This is a genomic window from Rhodococcus sp. NPDC080181 (assembly GCF_040702225.1).
Classification (GTDB): Bacteria; Actinomycetota; Actinomycetes; order Mycobacteriales; family Mycobacteriaceae; genus Rhodococcoides; species Rhodococcoides fascians.
Map to the genome: position 1 here is coordinate 1 of NZ_JBFBKN010000042.1, position 23,670 is coordinate 23,670.

Sequence of the window (23,670 nt, forward strand, 5' to 3'; positions counted from 1 at the left end):
CGATCACCATCCCGGCAACAGGAAGCGGTGGCACACACGACGGTGCGTGCCACCGCTTCACCATGCCGTCGTTGACAGGCCGACCTCCATATGAGAGCGGCTTCGCCGCATGTGAGTGGAACTTCGACCCCTGCTACGAAGTTCCACTCACATAGGTTGGTCTGCGTGACGGCACCAGTTGGGGCCGCGTTCACCATTCGTTAGCCGCGACTGAGCACAGTCCTCGCGGTGAGTGCGACAACCGAACGAGTGCTGCCCACGGCAGGCAAGAAGAGCTTCTTCTCGCGGCCGTGGACCGATTACGCACTGTTCCTGATTCTCGTGGGCCCCAACCTGGTTCTGTTGGCGGTGTTCACGTACCGCCCGTTGGTGGAGAACTTCCAGTTCTCGTTCTTCGACTGGAACCTGTCCTCGCCCACGTCCACGTTCGTCGGATTCGAGAACTACCGCGAGTGGGCCTCCCGCGACGACACGTGGCAGATCGTCGGCAACACCGTCGTGTTCACCGTGGCCGCGGTCGTCGGCTCGTTGGTGCTCGGCCTGATTCTCGCGCTGCTGCTCGATCGTAAACTGCGGGGCCGCAACTTCGTTCGCTCCGCGGTGTTCGCGCCCTACGTGATCTCCGGTGCCGCGATCGGTATCGCATTCCAGTTCGTCTTCGATCCCAACTTCGGACTCGTCCAGGACCTGATGCGCAGATTCGGCCTCGGTGCGGTCCCGGATTTCTATCAGGATCCGAAATGGGCGATGGTCATGATCACCGTCACCTACCTGTGGAAGAACCTGGGCTACACCTTCGTCATCTATCTCGCGGCGCTGCAGGGTGTGCGCAAGGAATTGATGGAAGCGGCCGAGATCGACCAGGCCGGCCGCTGGACCACGTTCCGGAAAGTGCTTCTACCGCAACTGCGTCCGACGACGTTCTTCCTCTCGATCACGGTGTTGCTCAACTCCCTTCAGGTCTTCGACATCATCAACGTCATGACGCGCGGTGGCCCACTGGGCACCGGAACCACCACGATGGTCTACCAGGTCTACGAGGAAACGTTCCGTAACTTCCGGGCCGGCTACGGGGCGACCGTCGCGACCATCCTGTTCCTCGTGCTGTTGATCGTCACTCTCGTACAGGTACGAATCATGGATCGGGACGATCAGCGATGACCTTGGTGAGCAAGCCCGATGCTGCAGTGCCGGAAAAGCCTTCGCTCGGTCGGGACCCGCAGCGCACGCGTCGCAGCGCGAATGTCCTCGGCTACGCGGCCATGGTTGCCGTCCTGCTGATGATCGGCCTACCGCTGTTCTGGATTCTGGTCACCTCGTTCAAGGACCGACCCGACATCTACGTTCAACCGGTCACGTGGTGGCCCAGCACTTTTCACCCCCAGAACTACGACGAGGCGACGACGGAGGTGCCGTTCTTCACGTATCTGCGCAACTCGATCGTCATCACCACGGCGGTCGCGTCGATCAAGTTCGTCCTCGGTGTGCTCAGTGCGTACGGCCTGGTCTTTCTGCGCTTTCCGGGCAAGAACATCGTCTTCCTCGTCATCATTGCCGCACTGATGGTGCCCAATCAGATCACCGTCATCTCCAACTACTCGCTCATCTCCGAGCTCGGTTGGCGAAACTCGTTTCAGGGCATCATCATTCCGCTGGCAGGCGTTGCATTCGGTACCTTCCTGATGCGTAACCACTTCCTGTCGCTGCCACCGGAGATCATCGAGGCCGCGCGCATGGACGGTGCGGGTCCGGTGCGGTTGATGTTCCGCGTCATCCTGCCGCTGTCGGGTCCGACGATGGTGGCGTTCGCGATCATCACCATCGTCACCGAATGGAACGAATACCTCTGGCCGTTCCTGATGTCCGACGACTCGTCGGTTGCTCCGCTACCGGTCGGCCTGACGCTGCTGCAGAACAGCGAGGGCTACACCAACTGGGGAGCGGTCATGGCCGCGACAGTGCTCACCATTCTGCCGATTCTTCTCGTCTTCCTCGTCCTGCAGCGCCACATGATCAAGGGCCTCACCTCCGGTGCGGTCAAGGGCTGATCCACCTCACTATCAGGAGTCGAACACCATGGCACACATCATCAATCGGCGTGGCTTCCTCACGCTCACCGGTGCGGCTGCGGCCGCCGCAGCCCTCGCGGCGTGCAGCGGTCCCGGATCGGGCTCGTCCGGCGGCGGCGGCGTCGAAGGCGATGCGAACACCATCAACTTCTGGTCGAACCACCCGGGCAAGTCCCAGGAATTCGAGAAGGAGCTGATCTCGCGGTTCCAGGCGCAGAACCCCGGACTGACGGTCAATCTCATCGACGGCGGCAAGAACTACGAGGAGGTGTCGCAGAAGTTCAACGCGGCGCTCTCGGGCAACGATGTGCCCGACGTCGTCGTACTCTCGGATGTCTGGTGGTTCAACTACGCACTCACCGGTGCGATCGAGCCCCTCGACAAGCATTTCTCTGCGGCCGGGGTCGACCAGTCCGATTACGTGGATTCGCTTCTTGCCGATTACAACTGGAACGGTAGCCACTGGGCTCTGCCGTACGCGCGCTCGACTCCGCTGTTCTACTACAACAAGGCCGTCTGGTCGGCAGCCGGCCTGCCCGATCGCGGACCGGCCACGTGGCAGGAATTCGACGAGTGGGGCCCGCGCATCCAGGCCGTCGTCGGAAACGGCAAGCTCGCCCACGGTTGGGGCAACGCCGTCGACTATCTCGGGTGGACGTTCGAGGGACCGATCTGGACGTTCGGCGGATCGTACTCCGATCAGTTCGATCTGAATTTCGACGATCCCAATACCATTGCGGCAGGCAAGTTCCTGCAGGACATGATCCACACCAAGAAGTACGCGGCGGTCTCCAACGACATCGCCAACGACTTCGCCGCGGGCATCCTCGCCTCCACGATCGCCTCCACCGGAGACCTGTCCACCATCACCAAGGGTGCCGCGTTCGAGTTCGGTACGGCCTTCCTTCCGGCCACCGACGGTGCGCCCGGATGCCCCACCGGCGGCGCGGGTCTGGCCATCCCGGCCAAAATTTCCGACGAGCGAAAGGTGAACGCGCTCAGGTTCATCGATTTCGTGACCAACGGTGCCAACACTGCGTACTTTTCGCAGAACACCGGGTACATGCCGGTCCGCAAGTCGGCGCAGCAGGACCCGTCGGAAATCGCGTTCCTCGAGGCCAACCCGAACGCGAAGACAGCCGTGGACCAGTTGGCGCGTACCCGCTCCCAGGACGCTGCCCGCGTGTTCGTGCCCGGCGGCGACAAGATCATCGGTAGCGGTCTCGAGCAGATCGCTCTGCAGAATGCCGACGTCGCAACGACATTCGCGTCCGTCTCGGATCAATTGCAGCAGATCATCGACCGTCAGATCACCCCGAAGCTGCCGAAGTAATGGCGACCGTTCACTATGCGGGTGTCTCGCACAGGTACCCGGGCGCGGACTCTCTCGCTGTCGACACGCTCGAACTCGACATAGCGGACGGCGAGTTCATCGTGCTGGTGGGACCGTCCGGATGTGGAAAGTCGACGAGTCTGCGGATGTTGGCCGGCCTCGAATCCGTCGAGAGCGGCCACATCGACATCGGCGGAGTGGACGTCACCTCGCTCGCCCCACGGGCGAGGGACGTCGCGATGGTGTTCCAGAACTACGCGCTGTACCCCAACATGACCGTCGGCGACAACATGGGCTTCGCACTGCGAAACGCGGGAATGAGCAAGGCCGACACAGCGGCTCGCGTACTGGACGCCGCGAGGATGCTCGAACTCGAGCCGCTGCTGGATCGCAAGCCCGGCAAGCTCTCCGGTGGGCAGCGGCAGCGAGTAGCCATGGGGCGAGCAATCGTTCGTCAACCCAAGGTGTTCTGCATGGACGAGCCGCTGTCCAACCTCGACGCCAAATTGCGAGTGTCGACGAGGGCCCAGATCGCCGGACTGCAGAAGCGATTGGGTACCACGACCGTGTACGTCACCCATGATCAGGTCGAGGCGATGACAATGGGTGACCGGGTTGCGGTGTTGCGGGACGGCAAGTTACAGCAGATCGCCGCACCGCGGGAGCTGTACGACAACCCCGTCAACACCTTCGTCGCCGGGTTCATCGGGTCTCCCGGCATGAACCTCGTCGACGCTCCCGTGCACGAGGGCGCTGCGGTCCTCGGAGACGTTCGGATCCCTGTTCCGTCGTCGGCGGGCAACCGCGTCGTCGTCGGGGTTCGGCCGGAATCGTGGGAGCTCGTCGGCGAACATGCGGGTGGACTCCGGCTCACCGTCGAATTGATCGAGGAATTGGGTGCGGAGTCGTTCGTGTACGCCTCGGCGCCCAACGCCGACGGTCAGTGGACGACGCCCTCGGGACGTATTTCGGTGAGGGTGGATCGCAAGCTGTCGGTCGCCCTCGCCGAGACCGTCCGGTTGAAGCCGGTGCTCGACGAACTGTTCTTCTTCGACTCCGCTACCGGCCTGCGGTTGTCCTGACGGGTTCACCCAGATCCACCGGAAGTGTTGCCCACCCATGCAATACGCGCGTGTCGCGACGGGTTCCCTCGCCTGCCGAACGCAGGTGGGGGAACCTGTCGAACAACGTCTTCAGACCCACCTCCGACTCTGCCTTCGCCAGCGCTGCGCCCAGGCAGTAGTGGCGTCCGCCGGAGAACGACAGGTGCTTACCCGCGTTGTCGCGGGTGACGTCGAACCGGTCGGGGTCCTCGAACACCAGCGGATCGCGGTTGGCACCGGCCAGCACGAGGACGACCAGTGAGTCCTTCGTGATCGGCACACCCTCGACGACGACGTCGTGCTTGGCCGCCCGAGCTGTCAGCTGAACGGGAGATTCCATCCGCAACATCTCGTCGATCGCGGTGGGCCAGTGCGATGGATCCTGTTGCAGCACAGCCAGTTGATCCGGATGATCGAGCAGGAGTTGGATGCCGCTGCCGAGCAGATTGACAGTTGTCTCGAACCCGGCCGCCAATACCAATCCTGCTGTAGCCCTGAGCTCTTCGTCGTTCAGGCCGATGCCCTCGTCCTCGGCGGCGATCAGTTGGCTCATCAGGTCGTCGCCGGGGTTGAGGCGAAGTTCGGCGATGTGCTGCGAGAGCCACGCGTCGAAACCGATGAGGCCACGCTCCACCTGCTTGAACTGGCTCCACGAGATACCGATGTCGAGGCTGGGTGCCGCCATTTCGCCGAATTCGAGGACGCGCTGATTGTCCTTCTCCGGAACGCCGAGGATGCGGCCGATGACTGCGACGGGAAGGCGAGCGCAGTACCTGTCGACGATGTCGACGACAGGGCTGCCGTCGGACAATTCGTCGAGTAGCGCGTCCGCGGTTTCCTGCACCTGATCTCGCATCTGCGCGACCGCCCGGGCGGTGAAGACCGAGGACACCAGCTTGCGGTAGCGGGTGTGATCGGGCGGCTCGACCGACAGCAGGGACGGCGGGAGGATCGGATGCAGGGCACCGGAGCGGGTGTGGCGTTCCACCCACTTCAGCGGTGCCGGCAACGTGCCGCCCAGCTGGGTGACCCGAAAATCGTCGGACCGCAGCAGCGCGAACGCCACCCGGTGATGCACGGTGATGTTGGAGATCCGAGTCTTCACCAGCGGTGCCGTCGCCCGCAGTTCCTCGTACACCGGCGTCGGATTTGCCCGCGTCGCCGGATCGGCGACCAGCATGGCCTGCCGGTCACCGGCGGCCGCAGCACGCTTGGCCCCGAACCTGATGACCCCGTGCGCCGCGATCCACCGTACGAATTCCCTCATCCGCTGTCCTCCCCTTTGTCCCGCCCTATGTGAGTGGTTTCTCGTAGCAGACTACGAAGTTCCACTCACGTGCTACCAGATCTTGACGCGCTTCCCCGGGTCCAAGTACAGCGCATCACCGGGCTGAACGTCGAACGCTTCGTGAAAACTGTCCAGATTGCGCACGACTCCGTTGCACCGGAACTCCGGCGGCGAGTGCGGATCGACGGCGAGACGACGGATCGCTTCGGCGTCTCGTGCCTTGGTGCGCCATACCTGCGACCAGCCGAAGAACACGCGCTGCAACCCGGTCAGGCCGTCGAGCACCGGTGCGTCCTTGCCCTCGAGCGAGATCTCGTAGGCGGCGACGGCGATGGACAGGCCACCCAGATCGCCGATGTTCTCACCGATGGTGAATTCGCCGTTGACCTTGTGGCCGGGCAGTGCCTTCGGCTCGAATTCGTTGTACTGCTCGATCAGGGCTGTGGTGCGCTTACCGAATTCGGTGCGGTCGCTGTCGGTCCACCAATCCACCATGTTGCCGTCGCCGTCGTATTTGGCACCCTGGTCGTCGAATCCGTGCCCGATCTCGTGCCCGATGACGGCTCCGATCCCGCCGTAGTTGGCTGCGTCGTCGGCCTCGGCGTCGAAGAACGGCGGCTGCAGAATGGCTGCGGGGAAGACGATTTCGTTCATCCCGGGGTTGTAGTAGGCGTTGACGGTCTGCGGCGTCATGAACCATTCGTCGCGATCGACCGGTCCTCCGAGCTTGTCGAGATCACGCTGATAGTCGGCTTCGTAGCCGCGGCGGTAGTTGCCGAGCAGATCGTCGGCGGTGATGTCGACGCTCGAGTAGTCGCGCCAGCGGTCGGGGTAGCCGATCTTGGGAGTGAACTTGTCCAGCTTGTCCAAGGCTTTGCGGCGCGTCTCCGGGCTCATCCATTCGAGTTCGGAGATGTTGCGGCGGTAGGCCTCGGTGAGGTTGTCGACGAGCACCTGCATGCGTGCCTTCGAGTCCGCCTGGAAGTGGCGTTCGACGTAGAGCTTGCCGACGGCCTCGCCGAGGACGTCCTGTACGAGCGAGACGCCGCGCTTCCAGCGCTCGCGGTTCTCCTCGGTTCCGGTCAGCGTCGTTCCGTAGAACGCGAAGTTCTCGTCGACGAGTGCGCTGGTCAGGAACGGAGCCCGGGCATGGACGACGCGCCACGCGAGCCACGCCTTCCACGTCTCGATGTCCTCCGACGTCCACAGGGACACGAACGTGTTGACGAACGGTGGCTGGCGCACGACGATCTCGGCGAACTGTTCGGTGGTGCCGCCGAGGCCGGAAATCCATGCGGTCCAATTGAATCCGGGCTCGTTCTGCACCAGAGTGTCGAACTGGACGAGGTTGTAGCTCTTCTCGGCGTCGCGCCGGGCGACGACGTCCCAGTGGCCCGCGGCGATCTTGTGCTCGAGATCGAACACCGTCTGCGCGTCGTACTCGACGCCGCTGAGCGCGAACATCTTCGCGATGTGCGCGATGTAGCTCGCGCGGATGTCGGCGTACTCGTCCTGGCGGTAGTACGACTCGTCGGGCAAGCCGATTCCGGACTGGCTGAAGTGCACCAGGTAGCGGTCGGATCGCTTGGCGTCGGTGTCGACGTAGTGAGCGATACCGCCGCCGACTCCGGTGCGTTGCAGAGAGCCGAGAACGCCTGCGAGCGTGACCAAGTCGGTCGCATCGGCAACGGCGGCGAGCTCGTCGGCGATCGGGGTGGTGCCGAGCTGTTCGGCCCGGTCGGCGTCCATGAAGCTCGAGAACAGGTCGCCGATCTTCTGTGCGTCGCTACCGGCGGGCGGATTCGCGGCCGCCGATTCTTCGATGATGGTCTGTACATCGACCTCGGCGCGGTCGTACAACGTCCGGAACGCACCGTCGACGGCGCGGTCGGCGGGAATGCTGTAGTCCTCCAGCCATTTGCCGTTGACGTGCACGAAGAGGTCGTCCTGCGCGCGTGTGTTCTCGTCCTGGTAGCTGAGATCGATGCCCGAGTTCACTACTGAAGTCATGTATCCATCTTTACACTCTTGCGCTTGATTGAACGGGTGTTTAATGTGCTGTACATGCGTTCAGCATCGGAGGATCTGACCACTCGCGCGCGGATCCGCGACACCGCGATCGACGTCTTCGGCGTGCAGGGTTTCACCGCCGGTGTGCGGTCCATCGCCGGCGCCGCCGGCGTCTCACCCGGGCTGCTCAACCACCACTTCGGGTCCAAGGACGGACTTCGCGCGGCGTGCGACGAGTACGTCCTGCGCACGATCCGCGAATCGAAGGCCGCCTCGGCCGGTCCTACCGGGGTGATGGAACAGCTTGCTCGCATCGACGAGTACGCACCGCTCGTCGCCTACATCGTGCGGAGCTTCTCCTCGGGCGGAGCGCTGGCCCGAGAGTTGTTCGAGCACATGGTCGACGACGCGGTCCGGTACCTCGACGACGGAGTGCGCGACGGCCGATTCACACCCAGCCGCGACCCCGCGGCGCGCGCCCGGTTCCTGACGCGCCAGAACGTGGGCGGTCTGCTGTTGTACGTGCAGATGGCCGGCCCGGACGTGGATTTCCGTGCGGCTCTGAGCGCGCTCGGCGACGAGGTCATGCTGCCGGCACTCGAGCTGTACACCGATGGATTGTTCACCGATTCTCGAATCTTGGACACCTATCTGGAGGCCGAGCAATGACCGACGCCATCGCAGTCGACGATCTGGTGAAGACGTTCGGTTCGGTCCGGGCCCTCGACGGCCTGAACCTGCACGTCGAGACCGGTGATGTGCACGGCTTTCTCGGCCCCAACGGGTCGGGTAAATCGACCACGATCCGCGTCCTGCTCGGTCTCGTGCGCGCGACGTCGGGGACGGTCCGGTTGCTCGGCGGTGATCCGTGGGCCGACGGCGTCGCACTGCATCGACGGCTGGCCTACGTTCCCGGAGATGTGACGCTGTGGCCGTCGTTGACCGGCGGGGAGGTGATCGATCTGCTCGCCAGGATGCGCGGCGGTATCGATTCCGGCCGCCGGGCCGAGCTGATCGAACGGTTCTCCCTCGACCCAGGAAAGCGGAGTCGCACCTATTCGAAGGGCAATCGCCAGAAGGTCGCTCTGATCTCGGCCCTGGCATCGAACGTGGAGCTGCTGCTCCTCGACGAGCCCACTTCCGGTCTCGATCCCCTGATGGAGCAGCAGTTCGCCGAATGCGTGAAAGATGCTGCGCGACGCGGAGTCACGGTGCTGCTGTCCTCGCACATCCTGTCCGAGGTGGATGCGTTGTGCAGTTCGGTCACCATCGTCCGGGACGGGCGCACGGTGGACACCGGGACCCTGGCGTCGATGCGGCACCTCACCCGCACGACGATGATTATCACTGTGGATCGAGTACCCGGCGATCTCGACAGGCTCACCGGGGTCAGTGGGGTGACCGTGGACGGGTCCACGATTACCTGCACGGTGGAGAACGAGGCGCTCGCTGCGGTGATGCACGTCCTGGCCGACGCAGGCGTGCAGAGCATGATCAGCTCCGCGCCGACTCTCGAAGAGCTGTTCCTGAGGTACTACGCATGAACAGTCTGAGCGGCACAGCGGCATTGCTGCGGTTGTATCTATGCCGCGACCGACTCGTGTTGCCGATCTGGGTCGTTTTGCTCGGAGCGCTCCCGCTGCTGTACGCGGTCAGCTTCGAGGGGCTGTATCCGACGGCGGCAGACCGTCGTACGTTCTATCTCGGCACCGAGGCAGTGCCGGCGCAAGCGGCTCTCGTAGGGCCGATCTTCGGTAGCGACCTCGGTGCCCTGGTGTCGTGGCGCGCCGGACTGATGCTGACCCTCGTTCCGTTGGCCGCGATCCTCACCGTCGTTCGGCATACCCGCGGTGAGGAGGACGCGGGCCGTGTCGAGCTGGTCGGGTCGACTGCAGTGGGCAGATTCGCAGGACTGACAGCGGCCGTGCTGCTGGCGGGCGGCGGCGTGCTGGCGACGGGAATGTTGTCGTTCGTCTCGCTGTGGGCATTCGGTCTGTCGGTGGCCGGGAGCGTCGCGTTCGGTGCCTCGATCGTCGTCGTCGGTGCCGTGTTCGTCGGCTGCGCGGGGCTGGCAGCGCAGGTGGCGTCCGGGGCTCGCGCGGCTCGCGGCTATGCCCTCGGCGTGTTGGCCGCAGCGTTCGTTCTCAGAGCGATCGGCGACATCGGTTCGGGAACCCTGTCGTGGTTCTCGCCGATCGGGTGGTCGGCGCAGGTGCGACCGTTCGCCGACGAACGGTGGTGGCCGCTGTTGCTGTCGCTGGCGACCGCTACGGCGTTCGTCGCCGCAGCGTTCGTGGCAGCGAATCGACGCGATCTCGGCAGTGGTCTGCGGGCCGAACGCCGCGGCCGGGTGGCTGCCGTTCCGTCGCTGTCCGGTCCCGTCGCCCTCGCGTGGCGACTGTCCCGCGGAACCACCGTCGTCTGGACCGTCGGCCTCGCCCTGTTCGGTATCGCGATCGGATCGTCCACGGACGGCATCGGCGATCAACTCGGTAGCAGCGCCGCCATCAGCGACGCACTGGGCAAGTTCGGCGGCACCACGATCGAACAGTCGTTCATCGCCGTCGTGCTGAGCATGGTCGGCATCATGGTGGCGGCCTATTCCGCGTCGGCCGTGCTACGTCTGCACAGCGAGGAAGAGTCGGGTCTGGCCGAGATCGTGCTGGCCACCGGTATCTCGCGCCGTCGGTGGGCGGCGGGGTATCTACTCTTCGCCGTCCTCGGCCCGGTGTGGCTACTGCTGGTCGTCGGCCTCACCATCGGGCTGACGTACGGGTCGGCAACCGGCGACATGTCGCGCGAACTGCCGTCCGCCGTGGTCGGCGCTCTGGCTCAGCTCCCGGCCGTGTGGGTGGTGACGGCCATCGGCGTGGCATTGTTCGGCGCTGTCCCTCGATTCGCGACCGTCCTGTGGGCGGTCATCGGCGGCTTCGTTGCCCTGGGGCAGATCGGGGCGGTGGTCGGGCTGCCCCAGTGGTCACAGGACATCTCGCCGTTCACCCACCTGCCCAAGCTGCCGGGTGGAGAATTCTCGGTAATGCCCTCGCTGTGGCTCGTCGCTGTCGCCGCCGCCGCAGGCGGTGCCGGAAGCATCGCGCTGCGCCGACGGGACGTCCGCGGCTGAGTGAATCGGCCGCGACTCAGTTCGGTGTCGAGTCGCCGTACTGGTTCTCGACGTTCTGCTGGAATTCGTCGGCGCATTGCTGTTGCGCTGCAGTATCACTGCCTGCGTTGGTCATGCAGTCGGTGAAGTCCTGTCCACCGACTGCATTGAACAGGCCGACGCCGACGACGACGAGAACGATCGACAAAGCCGCCGCCACGAAACCGAGAATGATCGCGATGAGAGACACGGTGCCGTTGGTGGCGACGCGCTTCTTGTACCTCGACCGACCGATGAAGCCGAGGACGATCGCGATCAGGCCGAGAACAATGCCGCCGACGATGGTCCAGGAGAACAGCACACCGAGAATCGCGAGAACCAGAGCCACTGTGCCGATGGTGTTCTTCGGCGCTACCGGCTGTTGCTCGTATCCACCCTGCTGATATCCGCCCTGCTGGGGGTACTCGCCGGGTGAAGGATAGTTTCCGGGCGGGGGATAGTCATTCGACACGTCTGATACCTCCGAGATTGGCGATCGTGAACGCTCGGAGTGTATGCAGATCTCAGTCGTGCGCGCAGACGCCACGTGCCCCCGTGATCAACTTGTCATCGAGCGTTCCTGTCAGCCGCCCAGTCGCGAGTGCATCTCCCAGATCAGGATCTCGGCTGGTTCCGAGGCCGTAATTCGCTGTCCGCCAGTGGAACTCATGCGTACCGCGTCACCCTCGTACAGTTCTCCGACACCCTCCATCGAGACGGTGCCGCGGACCACGAACACATGCACGAACGGTGCGTCGGGAACGGTCACGGTCGAATCCGGTGTCAGTCGCGCAGCGTGCAACGCGGCCGACTTCTGGCCGATGCCGATGGCCGCCTGACCACGGTGTCGGTTCATTCCCGACGCGACGGTGACGAGTCCGCCGCGCAGCAGTTCGTCGTCGATCTCGAGTTGCTCGTAGCCCGGTGCGGTGCCGGGACTGTCGGGTATCACCCACATCTGTACGAAGCGGACGGGTTCGGTGTGCCGGTTGCCGTCGATACTCCAGGAGTCGTTCTTCTCCGAGTGCATGATGCCTTTGCCCGCACTCATCCGTTGCGCCAGTCCGGGATAGATGATGCCGGAGTGCCCGATCGAATCCTGATGCACCAGAGATCCCTGCACCACCCACGTGATGATCTCCGTGTCGCGGTGCGGATGCGTTTCGAATCCCTGCCCGGCAGTGACGATGTCGTCGTTGTTCACCAACAACAGGCCGTGGTGGGTGTTCTCGGGGTCGTAGTGCTGACCGAAAGAGAACGAGTGCTTCGAGTCGAGCCAGGACACACGGGTTTTCAGTCGATCACCGGCACGATGCACATCGATGTGGGCGGTCAGTGGAGCGGACATGTCCCCACTGTACGAGCATGTCGATGCACCGGCGTACGACCTGCATAACGTTCGGGTGTCTTTGCCGCCGGGGTGTGACGGCGGCCCCGAGTGGGTAGGTTCGGACACGGTACGGTCACACGCTCTGCAACTCCCCGAAGGCGGCGAGAGATACTCATGGTCGGTTCCAGCTCGAGCGCGGCACACGCTGTTCGACACTTGCTCGAGGACGCACTGGTGTCGTGGTTGCCAGGTCAACGATGGTTCGGCGCAAAGGGTTCGACGGTGGGTGCCGTACGGATCGTCGCTCGGGACGTACTGCACGACGAGCCGCATTTCGCCGCCGAGCACCTGCTCGTCGAGGTGGACCTCGTCCAAGACGGCACGTCGGTGACCCAGACCTATCAGGTGCCCCTCGGTTTCCGCTCCGAGTTACCCGAGGAACTACGCCCGTGGCTGTTGCCGGTGCCCGGTGAGATGGCAGTGTTCGACGGCCTACGTGATCCGGAGATCATCGCCCTGTACGGTGACGCGTTCTCCGATGAGAACCCCACGGGCAGTATCGAATTCAAGGTCGTCGACGGTTCGAGCGTGCCGCAGGGCATGCGCGGTCGGGTTCTGGGTGCAGAGCAGTCCAACACGTCGGTGATCCTCGGTGATCTGCTGCTGCTCAAGCTGTTTCGTCAGGTACCGCCCGGAATCAGTCCGGACGTCGAGCTGCATCGCGCGCTGGCCGAGGCAGGCAGCGTCAACGTGGCACCGCTGCGAGGGTGGCTCGAAGCGCAGGTCGGCGGTGAGACGACCACGCTGGGGATGATCCAGGACTTCGCCGCGAACTCTGCCGAGGGATGGACCACTGCGCTGGCCAGCGTGCGCGAGGTGTTCGATTCCCCCGACACACCGATCGAGGATTTGTCCGCCGATTTCGCTCCCCACGCGTATCGACTCGGCGCTGCCGTCGCGCAGGTACACCACGACCTCGCTTCGGTTTTGGGTACCGCCGAACGTTCCGTGGAATCGACGGCCGTCGAAGAAATCCTCGAACGCATCTCCGGAGTAGCGCGAGTGGTTCCGGAGATCGCCCAGTACATCCCCGCCGCGACGGCCCTGATCTCACGGGCCGAGGCGTCGAGCAGTACCACCGTCCAACGCATTCACGGCGATCTGCATCTGGGGCAGGTATTGGGGACCCCCGAACGGTGGCTGCTCATCGATTTCGAGGGAGAGCCGGCCAAGTCGCTGGACGAGCGCAGACAAATGGACAGTGCTTTGCGCGACGTCGCGGGAATGCTGCGGTCGTTCGACTATGCCGCCAACCACCTCCTCGTCGACCTGCCGGAGGACCCGGCTCTACGGGAACGCGCCGAGCAGTGGGCTGCGCGGAGCATCACGGCCTTCTTCGACGGGTACGCGTCGGTGGCCGGCCACGATCCACGCGACGAAGCCGATCTGCTGCGCGCGTACGAACTGGACAAAGCGGTCTACGAGGTTCTGTACGAAGCGCGCAATCGACCGACCTGGCTGTCTCTGCCGATGCGCGCGGTCGAACGGTTGGTCAGCTGACTGCCGGGAAACGGGCTGTAGGGGCGGGCGTGGACCGGCCCGTCTACGACAAGTACCGTATTGCCTGACACGGGAGGCAGGACATGAACGGTATTTTGGCAATTTTCGGTATCGCGGTGGTAGTCATCACCATCGTCGTGGTGGTCGTGCTCGTCGCGGTGTTGTTCGTTGCGTCGATCAAGCCCGACAAGCTGAACATCGACCTCGGTCGCAAGAAGCGTGAACGGGAAGAAAGTTCCTCGAAGGTCTGAGACCTCGGTCACCTCTGGCACCGATTCGCGCAGACGCGGAGTTGTATCGATTCGAAGCGTCGGTCGACGCTTCCGGTTCTACAACTGGAGACCTCGTGAGCACAGCACTGTCAGCGCCGACGGAGCCCGACTGCAGGGCACGCCTGTTCGGTGAGACTGTGCCGGCCCAGTTCGCTCGTTTCGTGATCGTCGGGATATCGAGCAACGGCGTCTATGCACTGCTGTTCGTCGCTCTCGCGTCGTTCGGATCTTTCCCCGCCAATCTGGCGGGAGCGTCGGCGAGCACCGTTCTCGCCAACGAGTTGCACCGTCGCCACACCTTCCACGCCGCCGACCGCGTCGGCTGGTTCCAGACCCAGTGGGAAGCGGGAGGACTCGCCCTGATCGGGCTGGGTCTGAGTACCGCCGCGCTGGCCGCAGTCCACCTCCTCGTTCCCGCCGCCGCCACGTACGTTCAAGTCCTGGCTGTGATCGCCGTCAGCGGTCTGGTCGGTGCCGCTCGATTCCTCGCCCTTCGTGGATGGGTGTTCCGCTCGCCGGGCCTCCCCGGGATGGAAGCGGCTCATTCGTGATGCTGTGACAGAGCACGACCGGTCTCGAAGATCGGTTGCTACCTGTAACAGAGTTTCGGCGAGGCTTCGTGATAGTCGCCCGTATCGACCTAGGCTCGTGAGCTGACGTCAATGCGAGGAGGCATGTCGAATGGCCAGGGATCTGACACAGCTCGAGCTTCTGCAGGAGCTGGTGCCCACTGCCGAGGACAATGTGAACCGTCATATTTCGATGGCGCGCGAATGGCATCCCCACGACTACGTGCCGTGGGACGAAGGCCGCAACTTCGCCGCGCTCGGCGGTAAGGACTACGACCCGGAGCAGTCCAAGCTCTCCGACGTCGCGCAGGCCGCGATGATCACCAACCTGCTCACCGAGGACAATCTGCCGTCCTACCACCGTGAGATCGCCGAGAACTTCTCCCAGGACGGTGCCTGGGGAACCTGGGTCGGCCGCTGGACCGCCGAGGAGAACCGCCACGGCATCGTCATGCGCGACTACCTGGTCGTCACCCGCGGTGTCGATCCCGTCGCCCTCGAAGAAGCCCGCATGATCCACATGACCAACGGCTACGCGTCGCCCGCCGGCGCAGGGGTCGGTCTGTTGCACTCGGTCGCGTACGTGACGTTCCAGGAACTCGCGACCCGTGTCTCGCACCGCAACACCGGCAAGGTCTGTGACGACCCGATCGCCGACCGCATGCTCCAGCGCATCGCCGCCGACGAGAACCTGCACATGATCTTCTACCGCAACATCACCGGCGCAGCGATGGACATCTCGCCGGATCAGACGTTGCAGGCCGTCTCGGACATCGTGACGAACTTCGTCATGCCCGGTGCCGGCATGCCGAACTTCCGCCGCAACGGTGTGCTGATGGCCAAGCACGGCATCTACGACCTGCGTCAGCACCTCGAAGACGTCGTCTGGCCCGTGCTGCGCAAGTGGCAAGTGTTCGAGCGCAACGACTTCACCGCACGCGGTGAGAACAAGCGCGAAGAACTCGCCGCGTTCCTCGAAGACCTCGAGCGCCAGGCCACCAAGTTCGAGGAGATGCGAGATCGATCGCTGGCCCGCGAACGCGCCAAGGCCGAAGCACGCGCGTCCTGAGGTGCCTATGTGAGCGGAACTTCGTAGTCTGCTACGAAGTTCCGCTCACATAGGGTGTGGTGTGAACGAATTCTGGGACCGCATTTCCGCGGTGAGTCCTGATCCACCCGTGTGGATCGTCCAAGTGGCTGCCCTGGCGGCGCTCGTCATCGTCGTGTTGCCGCAGACCTGGCGGATTGCACGCAATGTGGTGACCATCGCGCACGAGGGTGCGCACCTGTTCGTCGCGTTGATCACCGGGCGTCAGTTGATGGGTCTTCGGCTGCATTCGGATACGTCCGGCGTCGCGATCTCCAAGGGCAAGCCCACCGGTCTCGGGGTCATCGCCATGACTTTCGCGGGCTACGTCGGGCCGTCGCTTCTCGGACTCGGAGCCGCTCTGGTGCTGGGTACACAGCGGGCGTCGGCGGTGTTGTGGATCGGCATCATCTCGATTGCGTTGATGCTGTTGATGATTCGTAATATCTACGGACTGCTGTCTCTCGTCACCGTCGGTGGGCTGCTGTTCGTCGTATCCTGGTGGGGTACCGGGGAACAGCAGGTCGCTGCGGCGTACTTCATCACGTTCTTCCTGCTGATCGCCGGTCCGCGCCCCGTTTTCGAACTGCAGAAATCCCGAAGTGCCGGACGGGCGCGGGACTCCGACGCCGATCAACTGGCTCGGCTCACCTTCCTGCCCGGCATCGTCTGGGTCGGACTGTTTCTCGTCGTCACCGTCGGCGCACTCGCACTGGGGGCGTGGAGAATCCTCGTTCCGGTGCAGTGACGGCGGCTTGGATGAAGCGCTAGAACACCACCCACAGCAGTGATGCGAGGGCGAATATCGCCAGTCCCAGTGTCGTTTCCATGACCGTCCAGGTCTTGAGGGTGGTTTTCTCGTCCATGCCGAAGAAGCGGCTGACGAGCCAGAAGCCGGAGTCGTTGACGTGGGAGAGCACGGTGGCTCCGGCAGCCAGTGCGAACACCAACAGCGCGATCTTGAAATTGCTCAGATCGAGCTCGGCGACCTGGACCGAGATCAGCCCGGCGGTGGTGGTCAAGGCGACGGTGGCCGAACCCTGCGCCACGCGTAGCGCGGTGGCGATCAGGAAGGCCTGCAACAGGATCGGCAGTCCGAGATCGGACAACGAGGCGGTCAGAGACTGGCCGATGCCACTGGCCCGAAGTACTCCGCCGAACATGCCGCCGGCACCGGTGATCAGGATGATCGAGCAGATCGGCCCGAGGGCCTGATCCATGTACTTGGCACCGTCGGCGACGGGGAAGCGTCCCGGCGCGAGGATGAACAGAGCCAGCAGCAAGGTGATGAGCAGCGCGATGGGCGTCTGACCGATGAGAGTCAGGGCCGCTGCCCAGGTTTCGTCTCCGGTCAGCACACCCGAGGTGGTCAGCGTGTTGACGACGGTGTTGAGCGAGATGAGGACCAACGGCGTCAGCAGGATGAGCAGCACCGCAGCGAACTTGGGGGCGGGGTCGCGGAGTGCGGCCATCTCCTTGTCGTGTTCTTCGGAGTTCTGCGACCCGGCTGCGAAGAGGTCGGCAGGCGCGGTGACGAATCGTTTGCCGAGCTGGGTACCGACGAGGTAGGAGCCGACGAACCAGGAGACGACGGCGACGGGAACTCCGACGAGAAGCACCGAACCGATATCTCCGCCGAGGAGTTCCGTGGCGGCGACGGGGCCGGGGTGCGGGGGAACGATGGCGTGCATCGCGGCGAACGCGCCTGCGGTCGGCAGCGCGTACAGCAGCACCGACCCGCCGAAGCGCTTGGCGACTGTGAAGATGATCGGTAGGAAGACGACGAGTCCGGCGTCGAAGAAGATGGGGAAGCCGAAGATCAGCGCGGCGACACCGAGGGCGAGCGGTGCGCGCTTGGCTCCGAATCGGTTGATCAGGGTATCGGCCAATACTTGAGCGCCACCGGTGATTTCGAGCAGTCTGCCGACCATCACACCCAGGGCGACGAGTAGAGCGACCGAACCGAGGGTGGAACTGAAGCCCGAGAGCAATGCCGACGGCACGTCTGCCAGTGGAATGCCCGCTGCGACGGCGGTGACGGCGCTGACCAGAACCAGCGAGACGAAGGCGTGCAGTTTCACCTTCATGATCAGGAACAGCAGAACTGCGACGGCTGCTGCGGCGATCAGGAGTAGGGGAGTCGTCCCGTACGCCGGTTCGATCGGATCCATCTGTGTACCTCGTTCACTCGGCTGGAGATTCGACCATAACGGACAGCTCGGTGCCCGCGCGGGGATACCGAGCACGGTCGTCGGACCTGGAGTTCGTGGTGGAGTACCGTGCGGGTATGAGTGATGGGGATCACGTAGTGGGTGGGGACAGCTCCGACAAGCCTTCGAAGGACGCTCTACGCGAGCAAGCGCAGCGCTATGCCGCAGCGGCTCGGCTGAAGATGAAGGAGCGACGCGAGAAGGCGTCGGGGGGCCTCGGGTCCGTGGTCGCCGACCGTGCAGGAAATTGGGATCTCGACGATCAGAACACCGTGGCGATGGACCGTCAGCAGAAGCTCTGGAACGGGGTGATGGATCGCTACTTCCGGATGGAGATCGACGGTTGGGAGACGATTCCCGAGTCGCCGGTTCTGGTCGTCGGAGTGCATTCGGGTGCGCCGTTCGTGTGGGACGCGTGGACGGTGGGTGCGCAGTGGTGGCGGCATTTCGGCGACAAGCGAATCCTGCACGGCACTGCGCACGACGCGCTGATGGCATTTCCGTTGATCGGCAAGGTCTTTCGATCCATGGGTGTGTTGCCGGCGGCTCCGGACTCGATGTCGACCGCATTGGCCGAGGGCCGAGACGTGATCGTGTGGCCCGGTGGTGAGGTCGATTCGCTGCGTCCGTGGAGCAAGCGTGACGAGGCGACACTGGGTGGTCGTACCGGTTTCGTCAAGCTTGCGATCCGGATGGGTGTGCCCATCGTGCCGGTGGCGACCGTGGGCGGGGCCGACGCCATGCCGGTGCTCATTCGAGGCGACAAGCTCGCAAAAGCGCTCGGACTGGACAGGTTTGCGCGCCTGAAGGTCTTTCCCATCGCCATCTCGCTGCCGTGGATCATCGCGCCTGCCGCGCTGCCGCAGATTCCGTTGCCGGCCAAGATCCGAACCCGGTTCATGCCTCCGGTCGAGCTCGACCACGATCCGTCGCGCTGTGACGACGAGGCCTACGTCGACGCGAAATACGACGAGGTCCGCGCCAGTATTCAGGCCGGCATGGACGAGCTCGCCAGCAAGCGCAAGTTCCCGGTGTTCGGCTAGTTCGCTCGCGCCGAGCATCGCGGACCGTAGCTGACCGCGATCGTTTCTAGCGTCTCCTCTCGTACGGATTCACCGATACGACGAGGGGCGCACGAGATGATCGAAACATCGGGATTGACCAAGACTTTTCGGCAGGGCAAGAAGACCGTGGAGGCGGTGCGCGGCATCGATCTGACGATCGGTGAGGGAGAACTGGTCGCTCTCCTCGGCCCCAACGGTGCAGGCAAGTCGACCACGCTGCGAATGCTCACCACGCTGCTGGCACCGACGTCGGGTTCGGCCCGGATCGCGGGGTTCGACGTGGGCAGGGACCGGGACAGTGTCCGGCGCAGTCTCGGCTATGTGGGGCAGGGAAACGGCGCGGGACACAACCAGCGCGTGCGTGACGAACTCGTCGTGCAAGGCCTGTGCTACGGCATGACTCGTCAGCGATCACGAACTCGCGCAGACGAATTGATCGACGCACTCGAGCTCGGCGAACTGCGCTCGCGCACCGTCTCGACGCTCTCCGGCGGACAGCGTCGCCGACTCGATATCGCCCTGGGACTGGTGCACCGACCGGCACTGTTGTTCCTCGACGAGCCGACCACCGGAATGGACCCGCAGAGTCGGGCCAACCTGTGGGGTCACATCCTCCGGCTACGACGCGAGATGGGCACGACCATCGTTCTGACCACCCACTACCTCGACGAGGCCGATTCGATGGCCGAGCGGGTCATCGTCGTCGACCGCGGAACCGTCATCGCCGACGACACCGCCGCGTCGCTGAAATCGGAACTGGCAGGCGATCTGATCGTTCTCACCGTGTCCGACGCGTCGGCGCTCCTTCCGCTTCTCGCCGGCATCGACGGCATCAGAGACGTCACGAGATCCGGTTCGCGGCTGAACCTGCGTGTCGGACGCGCCGAAGTCGTTCTCCCGGAAGTGGTGCGGCGGAGCGAGTTACACGGTATCCGCGTCCATACTGCGGACATGACCCGACCGACTCTCGACGACGTGTTCCTCGGACTGACCGGCCGTAGTCTTCGGGAAAGTGCCGCAGCCCTCGACAACGCGAGCGTGGCAGGAGAACTCCGATGAACGTTCTCTCCGGAAGCACTCTGGTGATGGGTCGGGAATTGCGGCCGATGGTGCGCGATCCGTTCACCGTCATCTTCAGTCTCGTCCAACCGCTGATCCTGCTCGCTCTGTTCGGCCCACTGCTCACCGATGTCCCCGGTCTCGGCGACGGAAGTGTCTGGGACTGGTTCGTGCCGGGTGTTCTCGCGATGATCACCATCTTCGGCACTTCCATGACGGGCTCCAATCTGCTGGCCGAGTTGCAGCAGGGTTCTCACGAGCGAATGTTGGTGACCCCGTTGCCGCGATCTGCCCTGCTCGTCGGGCGGGCGTTCAAGGAAATGGTGCCGCTCGCTGCGCAGGCCGTGTTGATCGTTCTGGTCGCATTGCCGCTGGGGTTGTCCGTGAATCCGATCGGTGCCGCTGTGGGAATCGTGCTGCTCGGGGTGTTCGGCGTCGGGCTCGGCGCGCTGTCCTACGCGTTGGCTTTGGCTGTGCGCGGACAGGATTGGGTGTTCTGGTCCATTCAGCAGACGTTGATGTTCCCGCTGCTGATCCTCTCGGGCACGATGTTGCCGCTGACGGCCGCACCGGGGTGGATGCAGTTCCTGGTGAACATCAACCCGCTCGGATATCTCGTCGACGCCGAACGTGCACTGTTCGCCGGAGACTTCGCGAGTTCGACGGTGACGGCAGGTGTCGTCGCAGCCGTAGCCACCGCGGCGGTCGGGTTGATCGTCGGCATCCGGGCTATGGGCTCCTCGCGCGAGTGAGGCTAAGCTCGCGTCATGGATCGGCCTGCGGTAATTCTCGAGAACGACGAGACGGTGTACGACTTCTATCTGCGTCATCAGCAGAATCGTCAGGTTGCGAGGCTGGCGTACGCCGCCCTCGCCCGACGCTTCCGCCCGCGGGTGTCGTACTCCGACGGTGCCCGGGAGGAGCTGCGGCGTCTGGTGTACGACAACACGCGTCTGCTCATCGCGGTCAATCACCTCACCGAGAGTGATCCCTACACCCTCGCAGCGGCGGCCTGGGCGTCGCCGCTGCGTCCGGTGATCGGGCGCACCAGAGTGCTCGCGAAGGACGAATTGTTCCAGGACCCCAAGCAGCGCAAGCGAATCGACATGATGGGCGGCATTCCCGTCTTTCGCGGTAAGAATCACGGGATGCGGGCAGTCAGCGCGGCAGGCAACCGCATGATGGACATCAGTGCCGAAAGAATGAAGCGCGGCGACGACCTCGCGGTGTTCCCGGAAGGCACCTGCAACCTCGAGGACCCGACGACGGTGCAACACGTCGGCAGCGGAATCGGCCACATCGCGATGCGGGCCCGCAAACTCGGCGTCGAACCGACATTGATCTGCATCGGACTGAGTTACGGCCCCGGCTCGGCAAAAGTGAAACAGGCGAGCGTCCACTTCGATACGCCCATCACCGATCTGCCCCAGAAACCGATCGACATCACCCGCGTGGTGGCAGAGGGAATGCAGAAAGCACTCGACGGAGCGGTGGCTGCGTACTGACTGCGCCGCCGGGGTTGGTAGAAACAGATGACAGGTAATTCGATTCGGCGTTGTGTCAGGAGATATTCGTGAGTGATCAGATCAAGACGGCCATCGTCACCGGTAGTGCCCGGGGCATCGGTGCAGCAGTGGCCAAGCGACTGGCCAAGGACGGTTTCGGCGTCGCGGTGGTCGACCTCGACGAGGCCGCGTGCAGCGACACCGTCGGCGCGATCGAGGCCGCAGGTGGGCAGGCAGTGGCCATCGGCGCAAACGTGGCCGACGAGGAGTCGGTGCAGACTGCAGTCGACCGCATCGCGAGCGAGTTCGGTGCACCGACCATACTGATCAACAACGCAGGCATCACCCGCGACAACCTCCTGTTCAAGATGACGGTGCAGGACTGGGATTCCGTGCTCGGTGTGCACCTGCGCGGCTCGTTCCTGATGACGCGTGCAGTGCAGAAGCACATGATCGACGCCAAGTGGGGCCGCATCGTCAACCTGTCGAGCACCTCGGCCCTGGGCAACCGCGGTCAGGCTAACTACTCCGCGGCCAAGGCCGGCATGCAGGGATTCACCAAGACTCTCGCCATCGAGCTCGGCAAGTTCGGCGTCACCGCCAACGCCATCGCCCCCGGATTCATCGAAACCGAGATGACGGCAGCCACCGCCGAGCGAGTCGGAATGACGTTCGACGACTTCAAAGCTGCTGCGGCGTCGCAGATTCCGGTCAACCGCGTCGGACATCCCGACGATATCGCCCACCTGGCGTCGTTCTTCGTCAGTGAGGGTGCCGGCTTCATCTCGGGTCAGGTCGTCTACGCAGCCGGTGGCCCGAAGGACTAACGTCTCCCGCATGCGTGAATGGACCATTCAAGAGCCCAGACGGGTGTGAATGGTCCATTCACGCAGAGCGCGAAGGCGACTACGGCGTCGGCATTCCTCCGTTGACGTTGAGGGTGTCTCCGGTGACGTATCCCGATTCCGCTGAGGACAGGTACACGTACGCGCCCGCGATCTCGGCCGGCTGACCGGCCCGGCCCAGTGGGGTCTCCTTGCCGAATTCCGGCAGTGCCGACGTCGGCTGCCCGCCCGCGGCCTGCAGCGGAGTCCAGAACGGACCGGGCGCAACGACATTGACCCGAATTCCCTTCGGTGCCAACTGCTGCGCGAGAGCCTTGCTGATGGTGTTGATGGCCATCTTCGTCGTCGCGTAATCCACCAGACCGGGCGAGGGTGTGTACGCCTGGATGGAGCTGGTGTTCACGATCGTCGAGCCGGCAGGCATGTGCGGCACCGCTTCCTGAATGATCCAGAACAGTGCGTACACATTGGTTTTGAAGGTCTGGTCGAACTGCTCCGACGTGAGATCCGCCAGATCCTCGACGAACTGTTGTTTGCCTGCCACGTTGACCAACAGGTCCAGGCCGCCGAGCTCGTCGACGGCGGTGTGCACGAGGGCGCGGGCAGCTTTCTCATCGGTGAGGTCTGCCGGTGCCAGGACGGCGGTGCGACCGGCGTCGCGAACCAGCCGGGCGACGTCCTGAGCGTCCTTCTCCTCCGACGGCAGGTAGTTGAGAACTACGTCGGCACCCTCGCGGGCAATGGCGATGGCGGCCGCACGGCCGATGCCGGAGTCGGCACCGGTGATCAGGGCCTTACGGCCGGTCAGCCGTCCGGACCCGCGGTACGTCTGCTCGCCGTGGTCGGCCAGGGGTTGTAGATCGGCAGCGAGACCGGGCGGATCCTGGTGCTGCTCAGGGAATCCGTCCTGGCGGTACTGCGTGACGGGATTGGTGAAGGTGTACTGATCACTCACGATGGGGTCGTCTCCGAACCTGGTATTCATTGCGTGGGGAACCTGCTGCTCGATTCCGTCTTCACGCCGAATGCCCAGAGTCGCCCGCAAACAAACTGAGTCGGGTCTCTCCCTGGTTCACGCCATCCCCCAAGTTCACACCATCCCCACCAACGGATGAATGCGGCATTCAGCTGCACTGGACCCCGTGGGTTGGACCGGTTAATGGAAATCCTAGGCTGCGAGGGCCTGGGCTCGGTATTGCACCGGGCTCAGGCCGTCGAGTCGTA

Annotated in this window: 23 protein-coding genes; 17 read left to right on the plus strand and 6 right to left on the minus strand. The window is 64.0% G+C overall.

Annotation, left to right across the window (positions count from 1 at the left end):
- Positions 1-228 precede the first annotated feature (228 nt).
- The 4 genes from AB0O58_RS25615 to ugpC are packed head-to-tail and all read left to right on the plus strand — an operon-like array spanning position 229 to position 4,484.
- On the plus strand, positions 229-1,161 hold the full coding sequence (locus AB0O58_RS25615; protein ID WP_176457186.1) for a sugar ABC transporter permease: 933 nt from the start codon (positions 229-231) through the stop codon (positions 1,159-1,161).
- The gene (locus AB0O58_RS25620) at positions 1,158-2,048 is read left to right on the plus strand and encodes a carbohydrate ABC transporter permease (RefSeq protein WP_032374750.1); all 891 of its coding nucleotides are present in this window, start codon (positions 1,158-1,160) and stop codon (positions 2,046-2,048) included. Before AB0O58_RS25615 ends, AB0O58_RS25620 begins: the two co-directional genes overlap by 4 nt.
- 28 nt (positions 2,049-2,076) lie before the next feature.
- Positions 2,077-3,402, plus strand: a complete 1,326-nt coding sequence (locus AB0O58_RS25625) for an ABC transporter substrate-binding protein (RefSeq protein ID WP_032374751.1) — start codon at positions 2,077-2,079, stop codon at positions 3,400-3,402.
- Positions 3,402-4,484 (plus strand): sn-glycerol-3-phosphate ABC transporter ATP-binding protein UgpC, encoded by a 1,083-nt coding sequence (ugpC, locus tag AB0O58_RS25630; RefSeq protein WP_222098675.1) that lies wholly within the window; start codon positions 3,402-3,404, stop codon positions 4,482-4,484. Before AB0O58_RS25625 ends, ugpC begins: the two co-directional genes overlap by 1 nt.
- Here the strand turns inward: ugpC and AB0O58_RS25635 are convergent.
- Together AB0O58_RS25635 and AB0O58_RS25640 are read right to left on the minus strand one after the other, a co-directional pair.
- Positions 4,462-5,772 (minus strand): cytochrome P450, encoded by a 1,311-nt coding sequence (locus tag AB0O58_RS25635; protein ID WP_027495274.1) that lies wholly within the window; start codon positions 5,770-5,772, stop codon positions 4,462-4,464. The genes ugpC and AB0O58_RS25635 overlap by 23 nt on opposite strands.
- Positions 5,773-5,844: 72 nt before the next feature.
- Positions 5,845-7,803: a M13 family metallopeptidase gene (locus AB0O58_RS25640; RefSeq protein ID WP_219520491.1), complete on the minus strand. Its 1,959-nt coding sequence runs from the start codon at positions 7,801-7,803 to the stop codon at positions 5,845-5,847.
- A gap of 54 nt (positions 7,804-7,857) precedes the next feature.
- Between AB0O58_RS25640 and AB0O58_RS25645 the strand changes: the two genes are divergently transcribed.
- Genes AB0O58_RS25645 through AB0O58_RS25655 form a run of 3 tightly spaced genes read left to right on the plus strand, consistent with a single transcriptional unit; the run spans position 7,858 to position 10,927 of the window.
- Positions 7,858-8,472, plus strand: coding sequence for a TetR family transcriptional regulator (locus AB0O58_RS25645; protein WP_032375045.1), 615 nt, complete (start codon positions 7,858-7,860; stop codon positions 8,470-8,472).
- On the plus strand, positions 8,469-9,347 hold the full coding sequence (locus AB0O58_RS25650) for an ABC transporter ATP-binding protein (RefSeq protein ID WP_032401356.1): 879 nt from the start codon (positions 8,469-8,471) through the stop codon (positions 9,345-9,347). Before AB0O58_RS25645 ends, AB0O58_RS25650 begins: the two co-directional genes overlap by 4 nt.
- On the plus strand, positions 9,344-10,927 hold the full coding sequence (locus AB0O58_RS25655; RefSeq protein WP_366238975.1) for an ABC transporter permease: 1,584 nt from the start codon (positions 9,344-9,346) through the stop codon (positions 10,925-10,927). The genes AB0O58_RS25650 and AB0O58_RS25655 overlap by 4 nt, the downstream gene beginning before the upstream one ends.
- 16 nt (positions 10,928-10,943) lie before the next feature.
- On the opposite strand, the gene AB0O58_RS25660 is transcribed toward AB0O58_RS25655, so the two are convergent.
- Together AB0O58_RS25660 and AB0O58_RS25665 are read right to left on the minus strand one after the other, a co-directional pair.
- Positions 10,944-11,417 carry a DUF4190 domain-containing protein gene (locus tag AB0O58_RS25660; protein WP_228139326.1) on the minus strand — a complete coding sequence of 158 codons (474 nt, stop codon included), beginning with the start codon at positions 11,415-11,417 and terminating at the stop codon, positions 10,944-10,946.
- Between the two features lie 111 nt (positions 11,418-11,528).
- Positions 11,529-12,293, minus strand: coding sequence for a pirin-like bicupin family protein (locus AB0O58_RS25665; RefSeq protein ID WP_205025451.1), 765 nt, complete (start codon positions 12,291-12,293; stop codon positions 11,529-11,531).
- Between the two features lie 156 nt (positions 12,294-12,449).
- Between AB0O58_RS25665 and AB0O58_RS25670 the strand changes: the two genes are divergently transcribed.
- The 5 genes from AB0O58_RS25670 (at position 12,450) to AB0O58_RS25690 (ending at position 16,511) form a co-directional block, all read left to right on the plus strand.
- Entirely contained in the window at positions 12,450-13,835 is a 1,386-nt protein-coding gene (locus AB0O58_RS25670; protein WP_366238976.1) for a hypothetical protein, read from the plus strand.
- Between the two features lie 83 nt (positions 13,836-13,918).
- A complete protein-coding gene (locus AB0O58_RS25675; protein ID WP_167326956.1) occupies positions 13,919-14,086 on the plus strand; it encodes a hypothetical protein in 168 nt (55 codons plus the stop codon).
- A gap of 107 nt (positions 14,087-14,193) precedes the next feature.
- Positions 14,194-14,658, plus strand: coding sequence for a GtrA family protein (locus AB0O58_RS25680; protein WP_283542494.1), 465 nt, complete (start codon positions 14,194-14,196; stop codon positions 14,656-14,658).
- Between the two features lie 130 nt (positions 14,659-14,788).
- Positions 14,789-15,745: an acyl-ACP desaturase gene (locus tag AB0O58_RS25685; RefSeq protein WP_167329357.1), complete on the plus strand. Its 957-nt coding sequence runs from the start codon at positions 14,789-14,791 to the stop codon at positions 15,743-15,745.
- 61 nt (positions 15,746-15,806) lie between these two features.
- The gene (locus AB0O58_RS25690) at positions 15,807-16,511 is read left to right on the plus strand and encodes a M50 family metallopeptidase (RefSeq protein ID WP_366238977.1); all 705 of its coding nucleotides are present in this window, start codon (positions 15,807-15,809) and stop codon (positions 16,509-16,511) included.
- Positions 16,512-16,530: 19 nt separating this feature from the next.
- Here the strand turns inward: AB0O58_RS25690 and AB0O58_RS25695 are convergent, their stop codons facing one another.
- Complete coding sequence (locus AB0O58_RS25695) at positions 16,531-17,934, minus strand: GntP family permease (RefSeq protein ID WP_032374757.1); 1,404 nt, start codon at positions 17,932-17,934, stop codon at positions 16,531-16,533.
- A 116-nt stretch (positions 17,935-18,050) separates the two neighbouring features.
- On the opposite strand from AB0O58_RS25695, the gene AB0O58_RS25700 reads away from it, so the two are divergent.
- From AB0O58_RS25700 to AB0O58_RS25720, 5 genes are all read left to right on the plus strand, one after another.
- Positions 18,051-19,016 (plus strand): lysophospholipid acyltransferase family protein, encoded by a 966-nt coding sequence (locus tag AB0O58_RS25700; protein ID WP_094718981.1) that lies wholly within the window; start codon positions 18,051-18,053, stop codon positions 19,014-19,016.
- 96 nt (positions 19,017-19,112) lie between these two features.
- Positions 19,113-20,096, plus strand: a complete 984-nt coding sequence (locus AB0O58_RS25705) for an ATP-binding cassette domain-containing protein (protein WP_032374758.1) — start codon at positions 19,113-19,115, stop codon at positions 20,094-20,096.
- On the plus strand, positions 20,093-20,848 hold the full coding sequence (locus AB0O58_RS25710; RefSeq protein ID WP_366238978.1) for an ABC transporter permease: 756 nt from the start codon (positions 20,093-20,095) through the stop codon (positions 20,846-20,848). The genes AB0O58_RS25705 and AB0O58_RS25710 overlap by 4 nt, the downstream gene beginning before the upstream one ends.
- 15 nt (positions 20,849-20,863) lie before the next feature.
- Positions 20,864-21,601: a 1-acyl-sn-glycerol-3-phosphate acyltransferase gene (locus AB0O58_RS25715; RefSeq protein WP_363799687.1), complete on the plus strand. Its 738-nt coding sequence runs from the start codon at positions 20,864-20,866 to the stop codon at positions 21,599-21,601.
- 68 nt (positions 21,602-21,669) lie between these two features.
- Positions 21,670-22,428, plus strand: coding sequence for an SDR family oxidoreductase (locus tag AB0O58_RS25720; protein ID WP_363799689.1), 759 nt, complete (start codon positions 21,670-21,672; stop codon positions 22,426-22,428).
- Positions 22,429-22,507: 79 nt separating this feature from the next.
- On the opposite strand, the gene AB0O58_RS25725 is transcribed toward AB0O58_RS25720, so the two are convergent.
- Positions 22,508-23,431, minus strand: a complete 924-nt coding sequence (locus AB0O58_RS25725; protein WP_363799690.1) for a glucose 1-dehydrogenase — start codon at positions 23,429-23,431, stop codon at positions 22,508-22,510.
- Between the last annotated feature and the right edge of the window lie 239 nt (positions 23,432-23,670).